The 22017-nt window shown below is 56.0% G+C and carries 23 protein-coding genes; 16 read left to right on the forward strand and 7 right to left on the reverse strand.

Annotated features, from left to right (window positions below):
* Nucleotide 1 precedes the first annotated feature (1 nt).
* The 3 genes from sucC to mdh all read right to left on the reverse strand — a co-directional run bounded on the left by sucC (nucleotide 2) and on the right by mdh (nucleotide 3197).
* A complete protein-coding gene (sucC, locus tag BUC32_RS04895; protein ID WP_073250072.1) occupies nucleotides 2-1198 on the reverse strand; it encodes an ADP-forming succinate--CoA ligase subunit beta in 1197 nt (398 codons plus the stop codon).
* Nucleotides 1199-1350: 152 nt separating this feature from the next.
* Nucleotides 1351-2235, reverse strand: coding sequence for a glycosyltransferase family protein (locus BUC32_RS04900; RefSeq protein ID WP_073250075.1), 885 nt, complete (start codon nucleotides 2233-2235; stop codon nucleotides 1351-1353).
* On the reverse strand, nucleotides 2235-3197 hold the full coding sequence (mdh, locus tag BUC32_RS04905; protein WP_073250078.1) for a malate dehydrogenase: 963 nt from the start codon (nucleotides 3195-3197) through the stop codon (nucleotides 2235-2237). Before mdh ends, BUC32_RS04900 begins: the two co-directional genes overlap by 1 nt.
* Nucleotides 3198-3402: 205 nt before the next feature.
* On the opposite strand from mdh, the gene BUC32_RS04910 reads away from it, so the two are divergent.
* A complete protein-coding gene (locus BUC32_RS04910; RefSeq protein WP_073250081.1) occupies nucleotides 3403-3609 on the forward strand; it encodes an SHOCT domain-containing protein in 207 nt (68 codons plus the stop codon).
* 49 nt (nucleotides 3610-3658) lie between these two features.
* Nucleotides 3659-4399, forward strand: a complete 741-nt coding sequence (locus tag BUC32_RS04915) for a sulfite exporter TauE/SafE family protein (protein ID WP_073250084.1) — start codon at nucleotides 3659-3661, stop codon at nucleotides 4397-4399.
* 12 nt (nucleotides 4400-4411) lie between these two features.
* Here BUC32_RS04915 and BUC32_RS04920 read toward each other — a convergent pair whose 3' ends face one another.
* On the reverse strand, nucleotides 4412-4723 hold the full coding sequence (locus BUC32_RS04920; RefSeq protein ID WP_073250086.1) for a hypothetical protein: 312 nt from the start codon (nucleotides 4721-4723) through the stop codon (nucleotides 4412-4414).
* Between the two features lie 174 nt (nucleotides 4724-4897).
* On the opposite strand from BUC32_RS04920, the gene BUC32_RS04925 reads away from it, so the two are divergent.
* The 13 genes from BUC32_RS04925 (at nucleotide 4898) to BUC32_RS04985 (ending at nucleotide 16595) form a co-directional block, all read left to right on the forward strand.
* The gene (locus BUC32_RS04925) at nucleotides 4898-5752 is read left to right on the forward strand and encodes an HpcH/HpaI aldolase/citrate lyase family protein (protein ID WP_073250088.1); all 855 of its coding nucleotides are present in this window, start codon (nucleotides 4898-4900) and stop codon (nucleotides 5750-5752) included.
* Between the two features lie 32 nt (nucleotides 5753-5784).
* Nucleotides 5785-6333: an NnrU family protein gene (locus BUC32_RS04930; RefSeq protein ID WP_073250091.1), complete on the forward strand. Its 549-nt coding sequence runs from the start codon at nucleotides 5785-5787 to the stop codon at nucleotides 6331-6333.
* A 4-nt stretch (nucleotides 6334-6337) separates the two neighbouring features.
* Nucleotides 6338-6541, forward strand: coding sequence for a DUF1737 domain-containing protein (locus tag BUC32_RS04935; RefSeq protein ID WP_073250094.1), 204 nt, complete (start codon nucleotides 6338-6340; stop codon nucleotides 6539-6541).
* A complete protein-coding gene (locus tag BUC32_RS04940; RefSeq protein WP_073250097.1) occupies nucleotides 6542-7573 on the forward strand; it encodes a MaoC family dehydratase in 1032 nt (343 codons plus the stop codon).
* A gap of 359 nt (nucleotides 7574-7932) precedes the next feature.
* Nucleotides 7933-8316, forward strand: coding sequence for a succinate dehydrogenase, cytochrome b556 subunit (gene sdhC / locus BUC32_RS04945; RefSeq protein ID WP_073250100.1), 384 nt, complete (start codon nucleotides 7933-7935; stop codon nucleotides 8314-8316).
* Nucleotides 8317-8326: 10 nt separating this feature from the next.
* Entirely contained in the window at nucleotides 8327-8698 is a 372-nt protein-coding gene (gene sdhD, locus BUC32_RS04950) for a succinate dehydrogenase, hydrophobic membrane anchor protein (protein ID WP_073250103.1), read from the forward strand.
* 16 nt (nucleotides 8699-8714) lie between these two features.
* A complete protein-coding gene (gene sdhA / locus BUC32_RS04955; protein ID WP_073250105.1) occupies nucleotides 8715-10520 on the forward strand; it encodes a succinate dehydrogenase flavoprotein subunit in 1806 nt (601 codons plus the stop codon).
* A 10-nt stretch (nucleotides 10521-10530) separates the two neighbouring features.
* Entirely contained in the window at nucleotides 10531-11241 is a 711-nt protein-coding gene (locus BUC32_RS04960) for an FkbM family methyltransferase (protein WP_083599250.1), read from the forward strand.
* Nucleotides 11242-11286: 45 nt separating this feature from the next.
* Nucleotides 11287-12066, forward strand: a complete 780-nt coding sequence (locus tag BUC32_RS04965; protein WP_073250111.1) for a succinate dehydrogenase iron-sulfur subunit — start codon at nucleotides 11287-11289, stop codon at nucleotides 12064-12066.
* 104 nt (nucleotides 12067-12170) lie between these two features.
* Nucleotides 12171-12893: a ZIP family metal transporter gene (locus BUC32_RS04970; protein WP_073250114.1), complete on the forward strand. Its 723-nt coding sequence runs from the start codon at nucleotides 12171-12173 to the stop codon at nucleotides 12891-12893.
* Nucleotides 12894-12985: 92 nt separating this feature from the next.
* Complete coding sequence (locus BUC32_RS04975; protein WP_073250117.1) at nucleotides 12986-14623, forward strand: FAD-binding dehydrogenase; 1638 nt, start codon at nucleotides 12986-12988, stop codon at nucleotides 14621-14623.
* An 83-nt stretch (nucleotides 14624-14706) separates the two neighbouring features.
* Nucleotides 14707-15672 carry a D-cysteine desulfhydrase family protein gene (locus BUC32_RS04980; protein WP_245815133.1) on the forward strand — a complete coding sequence of 322 codons (966 nt, stop codon included), beginning with the start codon at nucleotides 14707-14709 and terminating at the stop codon, nucleotides 15670-15672.
* 80 nt (nucleotides 15673-15752) lie between these two features.
* Complete coding sequence (locus tag BUC32_RS04985; protein WP_407695241.1) at nucleotides 15753-16595, forward strand: urea carboxylase-associated family protein; 843 nt, start codon at nucleotides 15753-15755, stop codon at nucleotides 16593-16595.
* 78 nt (nucleotides 16596-16673) lie between these two features.
* Here the strand turns inward: BUC32_RS04985 and BUC32_RS04990 are convergent, their stop codons facing one another.
* Nucleotides 16674-17996 carry a serine hydroxymethyltransferase gene (locus tag BUC32_RS04990; protein ID WP_073250126.1) on the reverse strand — a complete coding sequence of 441 codons (1323 nt, stop codon included), beginning with the start codon at nucleotides 17994-17996 and terminating at the stop codon, nucleotides 16674-16676.
* Between the two features lie 104 nt (nucleotides 17997-18100).
* On the opposite strand from BUC32_RS04990, the gene BUC32_RS04995 reads away from it, so the two are divergent.
* Nucleotides 18101-18973: a LysR family transcriptional regulator gene (locus tag BUC32_RS04995; protein WP_073250129.1), complete on the forward strand. Its 873-nt coding sequence runs from the start codon at nucleotides 18101-18103 to the stop codon at nucleotides 18971-18973.
* Here the strand turns inward: BUC32_RS04995 and deoD are convergent.
* Together deoD and BUC32_RS05005 are read right to left on the reverse strand one after the other, a co-directional pair.
* Nucleotides 18953-19657: a purine-nucleoside phosphorylase gene (gene deoD, locus BUC32_RS05000; protein WP_073250131.1), complete on the reverse strand. Its 705-nt coding sequence runs from the start codon at nucleotides 19655-19657 to the stop codon at nucleotides 18953-18955. The two genes, BUC32_RS04995 and deoD, sit on opposite strands and share 21 nt — an antisense overlap.
* A gap of 146 nt (nucleotides 19658-19803) precedes the next feature.
* Complete coding sequence (locus tag BUC32_RS05005) at nucleotides 19804-21771, reverse strand: protein meaA (protein ID WP_073250134.1); 1968 nt, start codon at nucleotides 21769-21771, stop codon at nucleotides 19804-19806.
* Nucleotides 21772-22017: the final 246 nt, after the last annotated feature.

A 22017-nucleotide genomic window follows, 5' to 3' on the forward strand; every position in this document is an offset into this window, starting at 1 on the left:
CTTAACCTTTCACCGCTTTCACGATTTTTTCTGCACCGTCGGACAGGTTGTCAGCAGCGATCACATCAACGTCTGAGTTGTTGATGATGTCTTTGCCGGCTTCGACGTTGGTCCCTTCGAGGCGCACAACCAGCGGAACCTGCAGGCCAACCTCTTTCACCGCAGCGACAACGCCTTCGGCGATGACGTCACAGCGCATGATGCCGCCAAAGATGTTCACCAGAATGCCTTTGACCTGTGGGTCAGAGGTGATGATCTTGAACGCTTCTGTCACTTTCTCTTTGGTGGCGCCGCCACCGACGTCGAGGAAGTTGGCAGGTTCAGCACCGTAGAGTTTGATGATGTCCATGGTGGCCATCGCGAGGCCCGCACCGTTCACCATACAGCCGATTTCACCGTCCAGAGCGATGTAGTTCAGGTCGTATTTGGACGCTTCCAGCTCTTTGCTGTCTTCTTCGGTCTCGTCACGCAGTTCTGCAATGTCAGGGTGGCGATACATGGCGTTGCCATCAAAGCTGACCTTGGCGTCGAGCACTTTGAGATCGCCGGTGCCGTCGAGAACGATCAGCGGGTTGATCTCGAGCATCTCCATGTCTTTCTCGACGAAAGCACGGTAGAGGTTGCCCATCAGAGCCACACATTGTTTGACCTGCGCGCCCTTAAGGCCGAGCGAGAATGCAATGCGGCGGCCGTGGAAAGCCTGGTAGCCGGTTGCAGGATCAACTGAGAAGGACAGGATCTTTTCAGGGGTCGACGCGGCGACCTCTTCAATGTCCATGCCGCCTTCGGTCGAACAGACGAACGAAATGCGCGATGTCTGGCGATCGACCAGCAGTGCGAGGTACAATTCGTTTTCAATGTCGGAACCGTCTTCGATGTAGATGCGGTTCACTTGTTTGCCAGCCGGGCCAGTCTGGTGGGTCACAAGGGTGCGGCCCAGCATCTTTTTGGCTTCTTCAGCGGCTTCTTCCACCGATTTGGCAAGGCGGACACCGCCTTTTTCGCCAGCGTCAGCTTCTTTGAAAGACCCTTTGCCGCGACCACCTGCGTGGATCTGAGCTTTGACAACCCAAAGCGGGCCGTCCATCTCACCGGCTGCGGTTTTAGCGTCTTCGGCCTTAAGGACAGCACGTCCTTCAGAAACCGGGGCGCCGTAGGAGCGAAGCAAAGCCTTCGCTTGGTATTCGTGGATGTTCATGGAACTGTCCCATCTTGCTACGATTGCTGCGATATAGGCACAAGGTTCCTGAGTTTTTAAGGGGTTTTTGGTGTTTTAGTGAATTTTTTTCCATTTGTGATCACAGGTAAGATGGGTGTGATCACAAAATTAATGCATTCAAATGCATCTCTTCATTGCCTGCCAAAACTGGCGATTCTCCCGAGCCATGTTAGCAGTGTTTGTTTCCAACTTGCTTTGCCTGCAAAGGCTTTTGCATCGGCATGGACCGGAATGCCGGGGAATTTGTCGCAAAATGGCTCGGTTCTTGTGGCAGGGCGGTTGGAATTCAGGGTTTTGTCGCGCAAAAGCCATTCTTGCAGGTGCTGTTCAAAATCAGGCCCCACCAATTCCGCCAGAGTTTGAAATTCCTGACCGGAGTTCAGTCGCATTAAGTGTAAGCGAGAGCTGTGGATGATCCTTGGTGCCATCGTGCGGCTGTCCAGACTGCGGATAAGGTCTGCATCAATAACATTGTATTGCGGAGGCAGCGTTGCGATGCGCAAATCGCTATCAAATAGCAATTCACGCAGTATGGGCTGGTCGATGATGGATGGGGAATTCTCAAACTCTTCTTTCCAACGGTATATGAAACGATCCGCTCTGTCGGATTTTCGAATGCCCAGAACGCCGCTGTTGTACTGCGGAAAGGCTGCGGGAATGGGTTTGCTGTGCTGACGCAAAGTGTGAGAGGCGACGTTGAGCCGTTGGTCATGAGCCGCCGCTAGATCGAAGTGACCAAGCACGTCAAAGATATCAGCGATCGGAGCGATGACAAAGAGGTCGGCGTCCAGGCAGATCGTTTTGTCGAAACGTGATCGCAACAAGGCTTCGAACCGGGGCCGTGTAGCGGGCGCGTTGAGAGGTGTGATTTGAGAAAAAACAGGGTCCGTACAGTCCTGATCTGTGAATAGGTCGATCGGAATGTTCGGATGGTGCTCGGCAACTGTGGCTGCGGCTTGTCGGACCAGACTGGTGTAGTCTGGCCCTGTTACGGCAAATACGAAACCGTTTGTCATTAGCTCAAGGAGCCGTCGATACCTTTACAAGCTTCCATCAGGCCCTGAACCGCTTTGACAGAGGTGTTGAAGCCGTCTTGCTCTTCTTTGTTGAGCTTGATGTTGATGACTTTCTCAACACCACCGGCACCGATGATGGTGGGAACGCCCACATACATGTCCTTCACGCCAAGGTCGCCATCACAGTAGGCGGCACATGGCAGAACGCGCTTTTGGTCCTTGAGGAAAGCTTCGGCCATCTCAATTGCCGAGGCAGCAGGTGCGTAGAAGGCCGAACCGGTTTTCAACAGACCAACGATTTCGGCGCCACCGTCACGGGTGCGCTGAACCATTGCGTCCAGTTTCTCTTGGGTGGTCCAGCCCATGTCGATCAGGTCAGGCAATGGGATGCCGCCAACAGTCGAATAGCGTACCGAAGGTACCATTGTGTCGCCGTGGCCACCCAGAACAAAGGCGGTGACGTCGCGCATTGAGACGTTGAATTCTTCGGCAAGGAAGTGACGGAAGCGTGCCGAGTCCAGAACGCCAGCCATGCCGCAAACCTTGTTGGTTGGCAGGCCCGAGAATTTTTGCAGGGCCCAGACCATCGCATCAAGCGGGTTGGTGATGCAGATGACAAATGCGTCTGGCGCGTGGGCAGCAATGCCTTCGCCAACAGACTTCATAACTTTCAGGTTGATGCCCAGAAGGTCATCACGGCTCATGCCGGGTTTACGTGCCACACCTGCGGTCACGATGCAGACGTCAGCACCGGCGATCGCGGCATAGTCGCTGGCGCCAGACATTGCGGCGTCGATTTTCTCGACTGGGCCGGATTCGGCGATGTCGAGGGCTTTGCCCTGAGGCAGGCCGTCAGCGATATCGAAAAGAACAACGTCACCCAGTTCTTTGATAGCAGCGAGGTGAGCGAGCGTGCCGCCGATATTACCTGCGCCGATGAGGGCAATCTTGGGTCTGGCCATAGGAAGAGTCTCCGGTTCGGTTGGATTTTCGCCGCTGGCTTAGGCGGGAATCGCCTCTGACGCAAGTGTTCGCAGGCGCGGCGAAGGGATGCACCACAACCAGAAGCATAGAAAACTTGTTGAACTTTAAGGGCCTAAGTGACTTGCAGGGCGCGCCGGACCGGACTAAAAAAGTTAGGAACGCGAAGTTTGAGGGATACTTCTAATGAGATCGATCACGAAAATTGTATGTGCATTGGCTATCGTTGGCATGACCGTTTCGGCATGCGGCAATGGTGGCAACACCACCAATCAGGTTCAGACCACCACGGTTGGCCAAGAGCTTGAGGCGCTGGAAGTGGCCTATGCCAAAGGTCTGCTGAACGAAAAAGAATACGAAGACCAGCGCAAGAAGATTTTGAAGAAAAAGTAAGAACCGTTGAAGCCTGATCGTCTTTGGCCCCTTAATCCGGGCGCGCGGCATGGCTAATTTGACGTTGCTGTATTTTCTGATGGCTGCAGCCACGGTTTTTGCTGGTATATCAAAAGGCGGCTTCGGATCCGGAGCCGCCTTTGCCAGTTCTGCAGTTCTGGCATTGATCCTGCCGCCTGCTCAGGCCCTTGGGATCATGTTGCCATTGTTGATGTTGATCGACGTGGCGACCTTGCGACCTTATTGGCGTGGCTGGAGTTGGCCCGAAGCGCGACTTCTTATTCTGGCAGGTATACCCGGTGTGGTTTTGGGGGCGGCTCTTTTTTCGGTTGCCAACGATGACGTGCTGCGGGTTTTGATTGGCGCAGTTGCCTTGGGCTTTGTGGCCTATCGGCTTTGGCCGCTTTCTGCGCCGCGTGGAGAAATGCCACTTTGGGCCGGATGGATTGCCGGGCTGGTGGCTGGGTTCACCAGCTTTGTGAGCCATGCCGGCGGCCCCCCGGTTGCGGTCTATTTACTGTCTCGGGGCCTCTCCAAAACGACCTATCAAGCCACCACTGTTCTAATCTTCTGGGCGATCAACGTCGCCAAGGCCGTGCCATATACTTTTTTGGGTGTGTTCACGCTTGAAACGCTGAAAATAGACCTGTGGCTTGCGCCGTTTGCGTTGGCTGGCGCCTGGCTCGGAGTCAAAGCCCATCACATGGTGTCTGATCGTCTGTTCTTTGGGCTGACTTATGCTATGCTTTTTGTGACGGGCCTTAAGCTGATTTGGGACGCGCTAACCTGAGACCAGTGGTGGTCAGGCATCTTCGCCTTTGACGGGCAAGGCTTCTGCCAAAGTCTCATATGCCAGTCCCGAAGCGACCAGACAAGTTGGGCCATCAGGAAACGTCACTATGATTGTCCAGCTGCCGGTTTCGCTGGCAAATACTTCGACAACCGCGTTGTTGGCACCAAGACCAATGGACTGGCGGGTTTCACCGTAAGCATTGCTCAATCGCTCCAATACCACATCACGAGGGGCGCAATTGCGATTTTGCGCCGCGACCTGATCTGCCGCCAAAACCAATAGGCCCAAGCCCATGGTTGCTTTCAAAAACATATCTTTCATTGCTCTGCTCTTTCCGCAGGCTTTGATGCCCGCATTTGCAAAGCCTGCCTGAAGGGGTGGCAAAACCGCGTTAATGCAGCGTTCGAAGCAGGTCCTTCTGCGCTGCAGCAATTTCCTCTTGAATTTTTTGCGAAAATCAGGGCACTTTCCCGCAACTTTATTACGGAGAGACTCATGGATCAGCGCGCACGCCCCTTTCGTTCGGTATTATATATTCCTGGCTCGAAAGAGCGGGCTTTGGAAAAGGCCAAGACGCTGCCGGTTGATGCGATCATCTTCGATCTCGAAGATGCGGTGTCCGTGGATGAGAAAGAAAACGCCCGGAACACTTTGAAAGACGCGCTTGCTGCCGGGGACTATGGCAACAGAATGCGGATTGTACGGATCAATGGTTTGGATACGCAATGGGGCGAAGCTGACGCTAAAGCAGCTGCGGAGATGGATTGCGATGCGGTTTTGTTGCCCAAAGTGGAAAGCGCAGCCCAAGTAGACGCCTTGGCGGCCTTGGTCGGAGACAAACCAATCTGGGCGATGATGGAAACGCCGCGCGGCATGATGAATGCAAATGAGATCGCGGCGCATGCCCAATTGACGGGTTTTGTCATGGGAACCAATGATCTGGCCAAAGAATTGCAGTGCCGGTACCGCGCCGATCGCCTGCCGATGCTGACGTCATTGTCTTTGTGTTTGCTGGCGGCCAAAGCCGAAGGAATCGTGATCGTCGACGGCGTTTATAATGCGTTCAAGGATAACGAAGGTCTGAAAATCGAATGTGAACAGGGGCGCGATATGGGGTTTGATGGCAAGACGTTGATTCACCCGGCGCAGGTTGATGTGGCCAATGCATCCTTTGCTCCAACCGATGATGAAATTGATCTGGCGCGCCGTCAGATTGCCGCTTTTGAAGAGACCGAGGCAGCAGGTCAGGGCGTCGCGGTGGTGGACGGCAAGATTGTGGAAAACCTGCATGTGGTCACCGCCAAAGAGATTCTTGCAAAAGCAGATGCAATTGCCGCGCTGGACGGCTAAACCGGCCCTCAGAACAGAACAGGGAAAATACTATGACACTTTTGGTTCTTGGGGTCGTGCTGTGGATTGCGGCGCATTTCTATAAACGTCTGATGCCCACCGCGCGGGCCAGCATGGGAGATAAGGGCAAAGGTCTGATTGCGTTGCTGATTTTGGTCAGTGTGGTGCTGATGGTGATTGGCTATCGTGGTGCAGACTATGTCGATGTTTATAATCCACCAGCCTGGGGCATCCATGCCAACAACCTGCTGATGCTGATCGCGATCATTTTGTTGGGTTTGGGAAATTCCAAAAGCCGGTTCCGTGGAGCGATGCGCCACCCGATGCTGGCCGGTGTGCGGGCCTGGGCCTTTGGCCACCTTTTGGTGAACGGCGATCTGGCGTCAGTTATCCTGTTTGGTGGGTTGTTCCTGTGGGCCTTTGTTCAGGTACCTTTGATCAACCGGGCCGAACCCGAGTGGACAAAACCCGAACCGGGAACGCTGGTGGGCGATATCCGCCTGTTAGTTATCGCGGGTGTTCTTTTGGTTGTGATTGCTTTTGTCCACAACTGGCTGGGCTATCCGGTTTTCCCGGGGTAACGCGATGAAACTCTATCGGTTCCTCAGCGAAGAAGACACGTCTGCCTTCTGTCACAAGGTGACGGACGCAATGAACAAGGGCTGGGAGCTTTATGGCTCCCCGACCCAGACTTTCTGTCAGCAAACCGGCGTGATGCGCTGTGGGCAGGCAGTGACAAAAGAGGTCGAGGGCACATACACCCCCGACACCAAACTAGGAGAGCACTAGATGGCCAAGACCAATCCGGGCCGGTTTTTCGAAGACTATACGATGGGCCAAGTGATCGAACACGCAGTGCCGCGCACTGTGTCGGGTGGTGAAAGAGCGCTGTATCACGCGCTGTATCCCGCGCGTCATGCTTTGTACTCGTCCGACGCTTTTGCGCAGGCCAACGGTCTGCCGAAATCGCCAATCGATGATCTGGCGGCATTTCACGTGGTCTTTGGCAAAACTGTTCCGGATGTGTCGCTGAATGCGGTGGCCAACCTTGGCTATGCCGAAGGGCGCTGGTTGAAGCCTGTCTATGAGGGCGACACGCTGCGGTCGACATCCGAAGTTATTGGTCTCAAACAGAACTCGAACGGCAAAACCGGGGTGGTCTATGTGCGTACGCGGGGCATGAACCAAAACGACGAGGTCGTGATGGAATATGTCCGTTGGGTGATGGTGCGCAAAGGCAATGTGGATGCGCCAGCACCCGAAGCCGTCGTGCCCGAGTTGTCCAAGGTGATTGACCCTGCCGATCTGGTGATCCCTGAGGGTCTTGATTTCACCAACTATGATTTCACATTGGCGGGCGAGCCGCATCGCTGGGGTGACTATGAAGTCGGTGAAACGATTGACCACGTGGATGGTGTGACGCTGGAAGAGGCGGAACACATGATGGCGACACGCATTTGGCAAAACACGGCCAAGGTGCATTTTGACGCCACTTTCCGTCCCGACGGCCAACGTCTGATTTATGGCGGTCACATTATCTCGCTGGCGCGTGCCTTGTCGTTCAATGGGTTGGCCAATGCGCAAATGATCGTGGGCCTGAACGGGGGGGCACATGCCAATCCTGCGTTCTCGGGATTGACGGTCAAAGCCTGGTCCGAGGTTCTGGACAAGGCTGAGACAGATGTGCCTGGCGTTGGTGCCATTCGTTTGCGTCTTGTGGCGACCAGAGGTGGCGATCCATTCCAGCTGCGTGGGGATGACGGTAAATATCTGCCGGATGTGCTGCTTGACCTTGATTACTGGGCTTTGATGCCGCTTTGATACGTCTATAGCGGCCAGACTGCCACGTTTGGTCCAGTGAATTATATGGCGATAGTGTGAAATGGGTAAGCGGGCATACGATTGCGCGTTGATCTTGAAACTCGTGGTCACAAAAAATGCACCGGCACTCGTCGCTCAGGACATGTCGTAATTCCCGACTCATGCGACGCAAAGGGAACTTTACGCCGCCGAAAGCCATGGTTTCGTTGTTTGTGATCACGAATTTTGCCCAGTGATCACAAAATCTGAAAAATTTCAGAAATTGCGCCAAAAAACCGCGCCTTTAGCGCTGCCACAACAGTGACATGAGACGAAATTCCTTTAGTAAGGACTAGAGAGAAACCGAAAGGATTCAAAAAATGGCTGATGTGAACCGGGGCAATCGCCCGCTTTCACCGCATTTGCAGGTTTATCGCCCTCAGGTGACATCTGTGACATCTATCTTCGCCCGGATCACGGGGGTTGCCCTGCTTGGAGCGACTATCCTGGTCGTCTGGTGGTTCTTGGCGGCTGCGTCAGGGCCTGAGTATTTCAATTTCGTTAACGGGCTGATGACCTCGTGGTTTGGCGATCTGGTTATGTTCGCAGCGCTTTGGGCAGTTTGTTATCATTTCTTGTCTGGTCTGCGTCACCTGTACTGGGACGCAGGGCGTGGCTTTGAAGTTGCATTTGCCGAAAAGATGGCATGGGGCGTGATCTTTGGATCCGTGATCCTCGCCGTTCTTGTCGCTTTGGTTTTGTAAGGAGGCTCAGATGAATTTTCTGACCGACCGTAAACGCGCTGTACATCGTGGCGCATCGAACACCGGCACCGAAGTATTTTGGGGTCAGGCAATCAGCGCCGTGGGCCTTGCCGTTCTAGTACCGCTGTTTGTGATTACTTTTGGCTGTGCACTTGGTGGCACATATGAGGAAGTGATCGCTTATTACCAGCGTCCATTCCCAGCGATTATTGCGGGTATGTCGCTTACTGTGGCGATGATCCATTTCCGCCACGGTATTCAGGTGGTGATCGCAGACTACACGCGGGGACTTCCTAAGAAGTCGCTTATCATCATTTGCACTTGCATCGCCTATGCCACCGCAGCCACCGGGCTGTTCGCGCTGGCACGCATCGCCCTTTAAGCTCTGGAGCTGAGACATGGCTGCTTACGAATACGAAACACACGAATATGACGTGGTCGTGGTTGGCGCCGGTGGCGCCGGTCTGCGGGCCACCCTTGGGATGGCGGAACAGGGTTTGCGCACCGCTTGCGTGACCAAGGTTTTCCCGACACGCTCGCACACGGTTGCCGCCCAAGGCGGTATCGCGGCGTCGCTGTCGAACATGGGCCCCGACCACTGGCAGTGGCACATGTATGACACCGTCAAAGGCTCGGATTGGCTGGGTGACACGGATGCGATGGAATACCTCGCTCGCGAAGCGCCCAAGGCGGTTTACGAGCTGGAACACTACGGCGTGCCATTCTCGCGCACCGAAGAGGGCAAGATTTATCAGCGCCCCTTTGGTGGTCACACGACCGAATTTGGCGAAGGCCCCGCGGTGCAACGTACCTGTGCCGCCGCCGACCGGACGGGTCACGCGATTCTGCATACGCTCTATGGTCAGTCGCTGAAGAACAACGCCGAATTCTACGTCGAATACTTCGCCATTGATCTGATCATGTCGGAAGACGGTCAGTGTCAGGGTGTTGTCTGCTGGAAGCTCGACGACGGCACCATGCATGTCTTCAACGCCAAGATGGTTGTACTGGCGACCGGCGGTTATGGCCGCGCCTATTTCTCGGCCACATCGGCCCATACCTGCACCGGTGACGGTGGTGGCATGGTGGCGCGGGCGGGTCTTGCGCTGCAAGACATGGAGTTTGTACAATTCCACCCGACCGGCATCTACGGTTCCGGCTGTCTGATCACCGAAGGTGCGCGCGGGGAAGGTGGCTATCTCACCAACTCGGAAGGTGAGCGGTTCATGGAGCGGTATGCGCCCCAGTACAAGGACCTTGCCCCACGTGACTATGTTTCGCGTTCGATGACCATGGAAATCCGCGAAGGACGCGGTGTTGGCGACGGCAAGGATCACATCCACCTGAACCTCAACCATTTGCCTGCCGAGGCACTGGCCGAACGCTTGCCGGGTATTTCAGAAAGCGCCAAGATTTTTGCCGGTGTCGACGTCACCAAAGAGCCGATCCCGGTTCTGCCGACCGTGCACTACAACATGGGCGGTATCCCGACCAACTATTGGGGTGAAGTTCTGAACCCGACCGCGGATGACCCAACAGCAACTGTACCCGGCCTGATGGCTGTGGGCGAAGCAGGTTGTGCGTCTGTACACGGTGCGAACCGTCTTGGCTCAAACTCGCTGATCGATCTTGTTGTGTTTGGTCGCGCCGCTGCGATCCGTGCTGGCAAGGTTGTAGATGCTGAGGCTCACAACCCGGTTCTGAATCAGGCATCAGTCGACGGCGCGTTTGATCGCTTTGACGGGTTGCGCAATGCCAAAGGTGGCACGCCTACTGCGGAACTGCGTCTGGAAATGCAAAAAACCATGCAGGAAGATGCCGCGGTGTTCCGCACCGACAAAACCCTGAAAGAGGGTGTCGACAAGATGACGGTGATTGCTGGCAAGATCGACGATCTGCATGTCACTGATACCTCGCTTGTGTGGAACTCGGATCTGATGGAAACGTTGGAACTGACCAATCTGATGCCGAATGCGATGGCGACCATCGTTGGTGCCGAGGCGCGCAAGGAAAGCCGCGGGGCGCATGCCCACGAGGATTATTCCACGCGCGACGACGAAAACTGGCGCGTACACACGGTCAGCCACGTCGATGGTGCCAAGGTCGACCTTAGCTATCGTCCGGTGATCGTGGATCGTCTGACGACGGAAGACGAAGGTGGTATTAGCCTCAAGAAAATCGCGCCCAAAGCGCGGACGTTCTAAGAGGCCATTGATGCGTACTGACCTGATGCAGGACACACTCAAGGATTTGAAGCAGAACCGTCTTGAAGCGGTTCCGCACAAAACCACGAGTCCGTATCTGCGCGGGTATGAATTCAGCCCCGATGTTGTGTTTGATGTCGGGGTCGAAAATGGCACCGGATATTTGTATCACGCCTATCCCGACGCCCATCATGTGTTGATAGATCCTCTGAGCGAAAGCCGGGACGCAATCGCCAAATCCGGCCTGGCTGTCAGCCACGATTTCCACTGCTGTGCAGTGGGCGAGACGCCGGGTGAAGCGGTTTTGAACATCCCAACAGTCAAACGCGGCACGCGGCTGGCGATGTCGTCACTGACCACGCGCACTGACAAGATGTCACAACGTTTCCTTTCGGTTGAAGAACGTCAGGTGCCGGTCCGCCGTCTGGATGATATCGCGGCAGATTACACGGGCCGTTTTGGTCTCAAAATCGACACCGAAGGTCACGAGATGCAGGTTCTTCGTGGTGCAACCGCCATGTTGGATGCCTGCGAGTTTGTTATTCTTGAACTATCGCTTACGCAACGCTTTGAGGGCATCAACCCTCCGAGTGAAATCTTTGCTTTCCTGGCCCAACACGGGCTTGAATATCGGGATGTTCTGGCCGTGTCGAATACGACATGGAAAAACCCCCGACCACGTCATCAGGATGCGCTCTTTACCCGATGGGAAAGCGCATGACATATTTCAATCGCCACCGTGCCCCGCAAAACCGAGAGGTCAGCCATGGTTGAATTTACACTCCCGAAGAACTCTAAGATTACCACAGGCAAGACTTGGCCAAAGCCAGACGGCGCGACCAATGTCCGCAAGTTCCAGATTTATCGCTGGAACCCGGATGATGGGAAAAACCCGTCGGTCGACACCTATTTCCTTGATATGGACAAATGCGGGCCAATGATTTTGGACGCGCTGATCAAGATCAAAACCGAGGTCGATCCGACACTGACCTTCCGCCGGTCTTGCCGCGAAGGCATCTGTGGATCTTGCGCGATGAACATTGACGGGATCAACACGCTGGCCTGTATCTACGGGCTGGACGAGGTCAAAGGCGACGTGAAAATCTATCCGCTGCCACACATGCCAGTGGTCAAGGATTTGATCCCCGATCTGACCCATTTCTATGCCCAGCACGCCAGCATCATGCCGTGGTTGGAAACCAAGACCAACCGCCCCGCCAAAGAGTGGAAGCAGTCAATCGAAGACCGCAAGAAACTGGATGGACTGTATGAATGCGTGATGTGCGCCAGCTGCTCGACATCTTGTCCCAGCTATTGGTGGAACGGCGACCGCTATCTTGGGCCAGCCGCCTTGCTGCATGCCTATCGTTGGATCATCGACAGTCGCGATGAAGCCACAGGCGAGCGTTTGGACAGTGTCGAAGACCCGTTCAAACTGTACCGGTGTCACACCATCATGAACTGCGCCAAGACCTGTCCCAAAGGTCTGAACCCGGCGAAAGCCATCGGCCAGATCAAAAAGATGCTGGTAGAACGCAACATCTGATATCAGCAACACGAATTTCAAAAGGCCCGTCATTTTTGGCGGGCCTTTTTGTTGACCTGTGGGGCCATGGCCGATGATGATAAAGCCAACATAGAACAGGACACATGATGCATTTCCCTGATGATCTGATGGCAGCACTTGTGTTGGCCACTCTGGCCGGGCTTTCGGTGCCTGCCGGGGCTGCGCTGACCTTTGCCGAAAAATGGGTGCCGCACGGCGCAGATCAAAGCCTGCGCCATTTCGTTACGGCGTTCGGCGGTGGTGCTCTGATCTCCGCCATTGCTTTGGTTCTGGTGCCGGAGGGTGTTGAGCGGTTGCCGCCTTTCTGGGCCGTCGCCTGGTTTGGGCTGGGTGGCCTGGCGTTTTTGATCGTGGACCGGGCTTTGGCAAAAACCGGCAGCCATGCGGCGCAGTTTCTTGCCATGTTGCTGGACTACCTGCCCGAGGCCATGGCGCTTGGGGCTTTGCTGGCCGCGGATCGGGCTGTGGCTGTTTTGATGGCGGTTCTTATTGGGCTGCAAAACCTGCCGGAAGGCTTTAACGCGTTTCGCGAAATGCGGGAAAGCGGTATGCCTCAGCGTCGCGCCATTTGGCTTTTCTTGCTGATGGTGCCTGTTGGCCCGGCGGCGGCGGCCTTGGGCATGCTGGTGTTGGCTGACTCTCCCGGCGTTCTGGGGGCGGTGATGATGTTTTCCTCAGGTGGCATTCTGTATCTGTTGTTTCAGGATGTGGCCCCGGCTGTGCCGATGAAACACAGCTGGCTTCCACCCTTTGGAGCTGTGGCTGGGTTCATGCTGGGCCTCGCGGGGCATCTGGCAACCGGGTAATGTCCCTGTTTCAGAGCGCTTTTGCTTTACGTCAGGTTTTGATTGGCGAAACTCACCTGTCTGGCTAGCCTTCCTCCAATGGAGGATGCGCTATGGCAGATGTGATCGTAATCGGGGCTGGGCTGGCCGGTATTGTGGCCGCAAGTGAGGCCGTTTCGCGTGGTCGCAAGGTCTTGCTTTTGGATCAGGAGGGCGAGCAATCCTTGGGCGGGCAGGCGTTTTGGTCACTGGGCGGTTTGTTCATGGTCGACACACCCGAACAGCGTCGCATGGGCATCAAGGACAGTCAGGATCTGGCGTTAAACGACTGGATGGGCTCTGCCCAATTTGATCGCCCCGAAGACGCCAATCCCCGCAAAGTGGCCGAGGCCTATCTGGATTTCGCTGCCGGAGAGATGCGCGGCTGGCTTGCCGAACGTGGATTTCGTTGGTTCCCGGTGGTGGGTTGGGCCGAACGCGGAGGAGAGCAGGCGCATGGGCACGGCAATTCAGTGCCGCGCTTTCATATCACCTGGGGCACAGGGCCGGGCACGGTGGCCCCTTTTGAGAGATTGGTGCGCAAAGCCGCAGATGAAGGCAATCTCACCTTTGGGTTTCGCCATCGCGTGACCAACCTGATTGTTGAAAACGGCGCCGTGGTAGGCGTGTCCGGTCAGGTATTGGCCACAGATGGCGCGGAACGCGGCAAGTCCACCAATCGCGAGGTATCGGGCGATTTCGAACATCGCGCACCCGCGGTCATCGTAACAACCGGCGGCATAGGCGGTGATCATGACATGGTGCGCAGTTACTGGCCCACGGATCGGCTTGGACCTGCCCCGAAACGCATGGTGGCAGGGGTTCCGGACTATGTCGACGGCCAGATGCAACGCGTCACTGAAGCGGCAGGGGCCGCGCTAATCAATGGCGATCGGATGTGGCACTATACCGAAGGTCTGGCCAACTGGGACCCGGTCTGGCCCAATCACGGCATTCGCATTTTGCCCGGTCCATCGTCTATGTGGTTTGATGCGCTTGGCGCGCGTATGGAAGCGCCGTTTCTGCCGGGGTTTGACACGCTGGGTACGTTGAAGCGCATCCTGTCGACAGGACATGAGCATAGCTGGTTCATCCTGACCCAAAAGATCATCGAGAAAGAGTTTGCCCTGTCCGGGTCCGAGCAAAATCCAGACCTGACGTCCGGCAAATGGTCAGCGGTCTTGAAGGCGCGGATCATGGGGAAAGGTGCCCCTGCCCCGGTGGAGGCGTTCAAGAAACATGGCGAAGATTTTGTCGTCGCCGAAACATTGGAAGAACTGGTGGCGGGCATGAACGGTTTGGCTGATGTGTCTTTGGATGTCGCCAAAGTTCGCCGCCAGATTGAGGCCCGCGATGCGCAGATCGAAAACCCCTTTGCCAAAGATGCGCAGGTGACTGCCATTCGTGGAGCGCGGGCCTATCGGGGAGACAGGTTGATCCGCACAGCCAAACCCCATCGCATTCTGGATCCTGCGAATGGCCCGTTGATTGGCGTGCGTCTGAACGTTCTGACCCGCAAATCTCTGGGCGGATTGCACACGGATGTCACCGGGCAGGTTCTGCGCCCGGATGGTTCGGCCTTTGAGGGGCTGTTTGCCGCCGGAGAAGTGGCGGGTTTTGGCGGTGGCGGCTACCACGGCTACAATGCGCTTGAAGGGACGTTTCTGGGCGGCTGTATCTTTTCGGGACGCGCCGCGGGGCGATCAGTTTAATCTGGCTTGACAAAAACGAGTATTCAGCGCGCAACTGAGGAATGACGATTTCAGATATACTCGCCAGGTTTCCAAGGGCGCGGATGGGCCATCTGCCTACACCGCTAGAACAGTTGAAAAATCTGGGCGCAAACTTGGGCTGTGATCTGTGGGTCAAACGTGATGACTGCACCGGAATTGGCTTTGGTGGCAACAAAATCCGCCAGTTAGAGTTCTATCTGGGCAAGGCCGTGGCAGAAGGTGCCACGCAGGTTCTGATCACCGGGGCGATACAGTCGAATTTCGTGCGCGCGGCGGCCGCGATGGCTGCACGGCTCGGGATGGGGTGCCATATCCAGTTGGAGGAACGGGTGCCGGGTGTAAGCGCGCTGTATCGCAGCAATGGCAATGTGTTGCTGGACCAGCTGATGGGGGCGACGCTGTACAGCTATCCCGACGGCGAAGACGAAGCCGGTGCAGATGCCCGTTTGGGAGAGATAGCACAACAGTTACGAACCCGTGGGGAAATCCCATTCATTGTGCCCTTGGCGGCAGATCAGCCACCGACAGGCGCGCTGGGGTATGTCGATGCGGCGCAGGAGCTGCTGACACAAGGTGAAGAATTCGATGAGATTTTTGTGGCCTCTGGCTCGGCGCTGACCCATTGCGGATTGTTGATGGGGCTACGGTTGGGCGGCGACAAAACACCGGTCAACGGTGTCTGTGTGCGTCGCGAGGCGGGGTCTCAGGCCCGTCGAGTGCAACAACGCTTGGACGATCTTGCACAACTGTTGAGTCTTCCCAATCCGGTTGAAACCAAAGATATCGGACTAGATGACATCGCGCTGGCTCCGGGGTACGGGCAGATGTCTGCGTCCACGAAAGAGGCGATTGCCCGCACGGCGAAAACCGAAGGCCTGTTTCTGGATCCGGTCTACACGGGCAAAGTCATGGCGGTGTTGATTGCACGATCCAACCAGTTGCGTGGCAAGAAGGTGTTGTTTTGGCACACTGGTGGCCAGCCCGCGCTGTTTGGTTATGCCGACGCATTTGCGAGCCACGACACCTGACGGAGCTAGAGCGTACAAGTTTCTTTACAAGATGCGATAAACTTCGCACTCCTAAACGATCCAGTATGCGAGGAATTGACGTGACCAAACCAGCAGACGCCGCCGCCCGTCAGGCCATTGAGCCTGTGATTTGCTATCCCAATGACACGTTGCCGACACCGCCGATGGCGCTTTATGACGCCGCGCGTAAGGGCGCTAAGAAGGTAGCCGAAGTGCTTGTGCCTGCGCGGGATGCGGCGTGTTTTCGGGTGGCGGCTGGGCAATTCTTTCGGATCAGCTCGGTCGAGGGATCTCAGGTGGGTGATCTGAACCTTTGGAATGCCAATGATCTGTGCGAGAAGTTCTATTCGGGTAAAACACGGGCGTTGCATGGCACCCATATCACCACGGGTGAACGCATGTGGTCATCGTTTCCACATCTGCGCCCAATGGCAACAGTCACGACGGATACGTTGGGCTGGTATGGAATCGACCCGTATGGAGGATCGGTTCATGATGTCATTGGCACGCGTTGCGACCCGTATACTGGCAATCTTTTGGCGGGGACACAGTATCACCATTGTTGTCATTCCAACCTGACCCGTGCGCTCGCCTTTGGGGCTGGCCTGTCACTGGTCGAGGCCGAAAAGCATGTGCACGATGTGCTGAACGTCTTTATGTGCACTGGTTTCACCCGCGACACCGGACAATATTTCATGAAGGCCAGCCCGGTGCGCCCCGGAGATTATCTCGAGTTTCTTGCCGAGATTGATTTACTCGGTGCCCTCAGCGCTTGTCCGGGCGGGGATTGTTCATCCGAGCACAGCTCTGACATGGCGGCCTGTTTTCCACTATTGGTTGAGGTGTTCGAGCCGGAACCCGGCGCGCTAGAGGGATGGCAAAGTCCACCACACAATCAGTATGATCGCAGCCACGGGCGGTAGGTAAGGGGCGTTGCTCCTCACGTCGCCTTTGCAGGGCAAAGACCACGCTCACCCCGGAGTACTTTAAAATGGTGAAGGTCATGGGTGCATGAAGTGCAGCGAGTCAAAACTTTGCCGCCATGCGGCCACTTCAGGCGCGAGGCTCGCCGGGTCATTCGCGCGCAGGGCCATTGTGATTAACCGGGCAAGCTCGGGCGCGTCCTGTGCTGTCATACCCCAACGTACAAGTTCGGGTGTGCCAATTCGCAACCCGTTCATGTCGCCATCAACCGGATCAATCGGCAGGCCGATGCCGCAAGCCAGAAAACCCGCCTTGCGCAGGGTTTTTGAGGCTGCCTGACCGCCACCAAAACCTGCGGCTTCGATTGCAAACTGGTGGGATAGTGTCGCTCCGTGCCGGGTTTGAAACACCGGAAGTCCATTGGCGCTCAGTGCTGCGGCCAGTGCTTTGGACATGTCGATCATTGCGTCGGCATAGGCTTCGCCAAAATCGCGCCAGTCCAGCAAGGTCACCGCCAGAGCGGCAGATTTTGCGGCGTCAAAGTTGGCTGTCATGCCCGGAAAGGCGATTGCATCGAGCCGCTCGGCGATGTCGGCATCGTTGGTGACAATCAGCCCAGAGGGTGGGCCGCCAAGGCTCTTGTAGGTGCTCATGGTCATCAGATGCGCGCCTTCGTCAAGCGGGTTCTTCCAGGCTTTGCCTGCGATAATTCCACATTGATGCGCCGCATCGAACAGAACCTTTGCCCCAATCGTGTCAGCAATCTCGCGGATTTCACGCACCGGGTGTTCACATAGGTTTAGCGAACCTCCGATTGTGATCAACTTGGGTTTTTCGGTACGTACCAACTCTGCGAGGGCCTTGAGATCGACCGTATACCCATCCTTGTCGACCGGAGCAGCGTGGCTTTGTAGCCCGTATAGGCCGGCGCACCCATCAGCATGATGTGTCACGTGGCCGCCAATCGGGGCAGGGGGAGCAATAATTCTGTCGCCGGGATTTGCCAGCGCCATAAAGGCATAAAGATTGCCAATAGCACCTGAGGGCACGCGAATTTCGGCGTAGTTTGCCCCAAAAACTTCGGCGCTGAGTTCGGCGGCAATCACTTCGATTTCTTCAATGGCTTCGAGACCCATTTCGTATTTGTCTCCGGGGTAGCCCAGCGAAGGACGGCTACCAAGGCCGCTGGCCAGCATGGCCTCGGCGCGCGGGTTCATGACGTTGGTCGCCGGATTCAGGTTAAAACAATCGCCTTCGTGAATTTGGCGGTTTTGCTGCACCAGAGCATCAAGGTGCGCGTTGAGGGCTGCGCTGGATGTTGTGGACGTCTTTTTAGCGATATTTTGCACAAGTGCTTCACAGTGGGCGGGCACCCAAGGGCGGCTAGTAAGATGAGTCATGTCAGGTCTCCGGTTGTCGGCTTACCAGCACTGAACACCCAAGACCCCTTTCGCGCAAACCAGTTTTCATCTATTCTAGGCATAGAAAAACTAAGGCTCATGCCATGCCCGTCAAACCACCACGCCCACCGTCGCCGCCACTAACCGCCTTGCGATCTTTCGAAGCCGCTGCTCGTCTTAATGGGTTTACCCGAGCAGCGGATGAATTGTGCGTGACACCGGGGGCCATTGCCCAGCAAGTGAAACAGCTTGAGCAATGGGCGGGTGCGCCTTTGTTTGAGAGGCAAGCGCAAGGCGTCGTCCTAACAGAAGCCGGCGGCATGGTTTTGCCAGCCATGACACAGGCATTCGATCAGATAGGAGAGGCCGTGCGCCAGTTGCGGCAGGCCACCAGCCCGAACCGTATTCAGCTGGCTGCCTTACCCTCGGTTGCCCAGTTGTGGTTGTCGCCACGACTGCCAGCGTTGCGGACGGCGATGCCTGATCTCGTTTTGTCAGTCACAGCTATGGAGACGCCCCCAAACCTTGGGCGGGAACCTTTTGATCTTTCGCTGTTCTTTATGGAGGAGGGAGGGGCGGCTATTGCGCAAGATGTGCTCTTCCCGGTGTGCTCACCGGATTTGGCGGCGAAGGTAGATAGCATCGATGACCTGAACGTTTTGCCATGCTTGCACGACGCGACCTGGGCAGAGGATTGGGGGCTATGGCTAAGCAGCTTTGGAGCAGATCATATCACACCGCGTGGGCCTGTGCATTCGCTCTATGCTTTGGCGGTTGACGATGCCTTGAATGGTGCAGGTATTTTGATGGGGCACGGACCACTTGTGGCGCGGCATCTGCAGAGTGGGGCGCTTGTTGCGCCGTTTACCTACCGACTTTCGCGTCCGGCCCATTTGGGGATTGAGACGCGCGCGGGCATCTTGCCCGCACCGCTTAAGGAACTGGTTGATCTGTTGTCAGGCAAAAGCCGCCTCTAGAGCGATTTCGACCATGTCACCAAAGCTGCTTTCCCGATCTTGTGAGGGCAAGGCTTCGCCGGTCAACAGATGATCGCTGACGGTCAGAACCGCCAAGGCACGGCGTCCGTAACGCGCGGCCAGATTGTACAGCTCTGCGGCTTCCATCTCGACGCCCAGAATGCCGTGACGGGTCATTTGTTCGTTCAGGTCCGGGCGTTCGTCATAAAAGACGTCACCAGAGTAAATTCCGCCAACATGGGTCGGTGTTCCTTTGGCTTCCGCGGCTTCGACAGCTGCCTTCAAAAGGCTCCAGTCGGCGCTGGGGGCAAAGTTGAACTCTTTGAAAATGCCAAGCGACGGGGTCGAGATGCTGGATGCCGCCATGGCGATGATCACATCGCGGACTTTTACACTGTCTTGCATGCCACCGCAGGATCCAATGCGGATCAAAGTTTGCGCGCCATAGTCACGGATCAACTCATTCACATAAATCGATAATGACGGCATGCCCATGCCCGAGCCATGAATGGTAACCCGGTTACCTTTCCATGTCCCCGTGAACCCCAGCATGCCGCGCACTTCATTGACGCAGACAACATCAGAAAGGAATGTCTCTGCAGCCCATTTGGCGCGATAGGGATCGCCCGGTAGAAGGACGGTTTCGGCAATCTCGCCGGGTTTGGCGCCGATGTGGACTGTCATGGGTCATTCTCCTTGTTCAGAAGACGCAGGATATCAGCCCAAAGTCCGGGATCAACGCCAATTCTTCACCTTGTCAAAAATACTCTCGCCGAAGGCAAAAGCCCCGGGCCATGGCCCGGGGCTTTGCACGTCAAACTAAGATCTTTTTACTCGGCAGCAACGGCCTTGGGATCAACCAAAGTTACCACGTCCTGCATGATGGTGTTCAGCTCAAAATCTTTGGGCGTGTAGACGCGGGCGACACCCATGGCACGCAGGCGATCTGCGTCATCGTCTGGGATGATGCCCCCCACAACAACCGGGATATCGCCCAAGCCCGCCTCTCGCATGCGATCCATCATGTCCTCAACCAGCGGAATATGAGATCCGGAAAGGATTGAAAGACCAACCACATGCGCCTTGGTCTCAAGGGCCGAGGTCACGAGTTCTTCAGGTGTCAGGCGAATGCCGTCATATTCAATGTCCATGCCACAGTCGCGAGCACGGAACGCGATTTGCTCGGCACCGTTTGAGTGGCCATCAAGACCCGGCTTGCCGATGACGAATTTAAGACGTCGACCCAGTTTGTCCGAAACTGCGTCGACCGAGTGGCGGATGTCGTCCAACCCTTCGGTTTTGTTGGACGGGGATGCAGAAACACCAGTGGGGCCCCGATACTCGCCATGCACACCGCGCATTTGAGCGGCCCATTCACCTGTGGTGACCCCCGCTTTGGCTGCAGCGATTGAAGCCGGCATCACGTTGTCACCATTTTGCGCAGCCGCGCGCAGATCAGCCAGAGCGGTTTGAGCCGCCGCTTCGTCACGTTCATCGCGCCATGCGTTCAGGCGATCAATCTGTTCTTGTTCAACAGCAGGGTCGACAACCATGATGCCGCCATCGCCGGTCATCAGAGGGGATGGCTCGCCCTGTTGGAATTTGTTGACGCCGACGACGACAACTTCACCTGCCTCAATGCGGTTCAGGCGTTCTGCGTTGGAATCGACAAGACGCGATTTCATGTAATCGATGGCGCCAATGGCGCCGCCCATAGAATCCAGTGTCGCCAACTCGTGGCGTGCCCCGTCTTTCAGGGCGTTTACCTTGCGATCCACGGCCGGGTTGCCATCAAACAGATCATCGTATTCCAGAAGGTCCGTCTCGAATGCCATGATCTGCTGCATGCGCATCGACCACTGCTGATCCCATGGACGCGGCAGGCCAAGCGCTTCGTTCCATGCCGGGAGCTGCACAGCCCGCGCACGGGCGTTCTTCGACAGGGTCACGGCCAGCATTTCGATCAGTATGCGGTAGACGTTGTTTTCAGGTTGCTGTTCGGTCAGGCCCAAAGAGTTCACCTGAACGCCATAACGGAAGCGGCGGTGTTTGGGGTCGGTCACGCCGTAGCGTTCCAGACAAATCTCATCCCACAGTTCGACAAAGGCGCGCATTTTGCACATCTCGGTGACGAATCGAATACCTGCGTTCACAAAGAACGAAATCCGCGCGACCATTGGACCGAAATCTTCGGGGGCCACACGGGGTTTCAAAGCGTCCAGAACAGCGATGCCTGTCGCCAAAGCAAAAGCCAGCTCTTGCTCGGGTGTCGCGCCCGCTTCTTGCAGGTGATAGGAACACACGTTCATCGGGTTCCATTTAGGCACGTTAGTATAGCAATATTCGGCCACATCCGCGATCATCTTGAGCGATGGTTTGGGCGGGCAGATATAGGTGCCACGCGACAGGTATTCCTTAATCAGGTCGTTTTGCACGGTGCCTTGAAGCTTGGAGATATCCGCGCCCTGTTCTTCGGCAGCAGCGATATACAAAGACAACAACCAAGGCGCGGTGGCATTGATTGTCATCGACGTGTTCATTTGATCCAGCGGGATTTGGTCAAACAGGGCGCGCATGTCTCCTAGATGGCAGACCGGTACACCGACTTTGCCGACTTCGCCGCGCGCCAGAACATGGTCGCTATCGTAACCGGTTTGGGTTGGCAGATCGAAGGCGACCGAAAGCCCGGTCTGGCCCTTTTCAAGGTTCGAGCGATAGAGCGCGTTCGATGCTTTGGCGGTGGAGTGTCCGGCATAGGTTCGGATCAGCCAGGGGCGGTCTTTCTGCGGCTGCGACATGGGGCGTCCTCTTGAATCGGTGCGGTAACTTTGTTGCGTCAGAGCGTAGATATTCGAAATATCATGCACAAGTCAATTCGCTGCATCGCGGCAAATTCCTTTTGCATGCACAGAATGCAGCATTGCCGCATACCAGATAATCCATCTGGAATTGCAAACAGCATTGGGTATGGTCCGGGAATTACAATAAGAGCAACAAAAACGTTCATTTTTTCATTTACCCGCAGGCGTCGTCCTGTAAGGGTC

It is taken from the genome of Shimia gijangensis, from assembly GCF_900142085.1.
In the GTDB taxonomy this organism is placed as follows: domain Bacteria; phylum Pseudomonadota; class Alphaproteobacteria; order Rhodobacterales; family Rhodobacteraceae; genus Shimia; species Shimia gijangensis.

Excerpts from the sequence above, each read along its gene's own strand:
- deoD (WP_073250131.1), bottom strand. The coding sequence starts at position 19,657 with ATGACAGTCCACATCGGCGCCAAACCCGGCGAGATTGCCGAAACCGTC.
- BUC32_RS04930 (WP_073250091.1), top strand. The coding sequence starts at position 5,785 with ATGACACTTTTGGTTCTTGGGGTCGTGCTGTGGATTGCGGCGCATTTC.
- BUC32_RS04910 (WP_073250081.1), top strand. The coding sequence starts at position 3,403 with ATGAGATCGATCACGAAAATTGTATGTGCATTGGCTATCGTTGGCATG.
- BUC32_RS04960 (WP_083599250.1), top strand. The coding sequence starts at position 10,531 with ATGCGTACTGACCTGATGCAGGACACACTCAAGGATTTGAAGCAGAAC.
- sdhA (WP_073250105.1), top strand. The coding sequence starts at position 8,715 with ATGGCTGCTTACGAATACGAAACACACGAATATGACGTGGTCGTGGTT.
- BUC32_RS04980 (WP_245815133.1), top strand. The coding sequence starts at position 14,707 with ATGGGCCATCTGCCTACACCGCTAGAACAGTTGAAAAATCTGGGCGCA.
- BUC32_RS04900 (WP_073250075.1), bottom strand. The coding sequence starts at position 2,235 with ATGACAAACGGTTTCGTATTTGCCGTAACAGGGCCAGACTACACCAGT.
- BUC32_RS04970 (WP_073250114.1), top strand. The coding sequence starts at position 12,171 with ATGATGCATTTCCCTGATGATCTGATGGCAGCACTTGTGTTGGCCACT.
- BUC32_RS04935 (WP_073250094.1), top strand. The coding sequence starts at position 6,338 with ATGAAACTCTATCGGTTCCTCAGCGAAGAAGACACGTCTGCCTTCTGT.
- sdhD (WP_073250103.1), top strand. The coding sequence starts at position 8,327 with ATGAATTTTCTGACCGACCGTAAACGCGCTGTACATCGTGGCGCATCG.
- sucC (WP_073250072.1), bottom strand. The coding sequence starts at position 1,198 with ATGAACATCCACGAATACCAAGCGAAGGCTTTGCTTCGCTCCTACGGC.
- BUC32_RS04920 (WP_073250086.1), bottom strand. The coding sequence starts at position 4,723 with ATGAAAGATATGTTTTTGAAAGCAACCATGGGCTTGGGCCTATTGGTT.
- BUC32_RS04975 (WP_073250117.1), top strand. The coding sequence starts at position 12,986 with ATGGCAGATGTGATCGTAATCGGGGCTGGGCTGGCCGGTATTGTGGCC.
- BUC32_RS04990 (WP_073250126.1), bottom strand. The coding sequence starts at position 17,996 with ATGACTCATCTTACTAGCCGCCCTTGGGTGCCCGCCCACTGTGAAGCA.
- mdh (WP_073250078.1), bottom strand. The coding sequence starts at position 3,197 with ATGGCCAGACCCAAGATTGCCCTCATCGGCGCAGGTAATATCGGCGGC.
- BUC32_RS04940 (WP_073250097.1), top strand. The coding sequence starts at position 6,542 with ATGGCCAAGACCAATCCGGGCCGGTTTTTCGAAGACTATACGATGGGC.
- BUC32_RS04925 (WP_073250088.1), top strand. The coding sequence starts at position 4,898 with ATGGATCAGCGCGCACGCCCCTTTCGTTCGGTATTATATATTCCTGGC.
- BUC32_RS04915 (WP_073250084.1), top strand. The coding sequence starts at position 3,659 with ATGGCTAATTTGACGTTGCTGTATTTTCTGATGGCTGCAGCCACGGTT.
- sdhC (WP_073250100.1), top strand. The coding sequence starts at position 7,933 with ATGGCTGATGTGAACCGGGGCAATCGCCCGCTTTCACCGCATTTGCAG.
- BUC32_RS04995 (WP_073250129.1), top strand. The coding sequence starts at position 18,101 with ATGCCCGTCAAACCACCACGCCCACCGTCGCCGCCACTAACCGCCTTG.
- BUC32_RS04965 (WP_073250111.1), top strand. The coding sequence starts at position 11,287 with ATGGTTGAATTTACACTCCCGAAGAACTCTAAGATTACCACAGGCAAG.
- BUC32_RS05005 (WP_073250134.1), bottom strand. The coding sequence starts at position 21,771 with ATGTCGCAGCCGCAGAAAGACCGCCCCTGGCTGATCCGAACCTATGCC.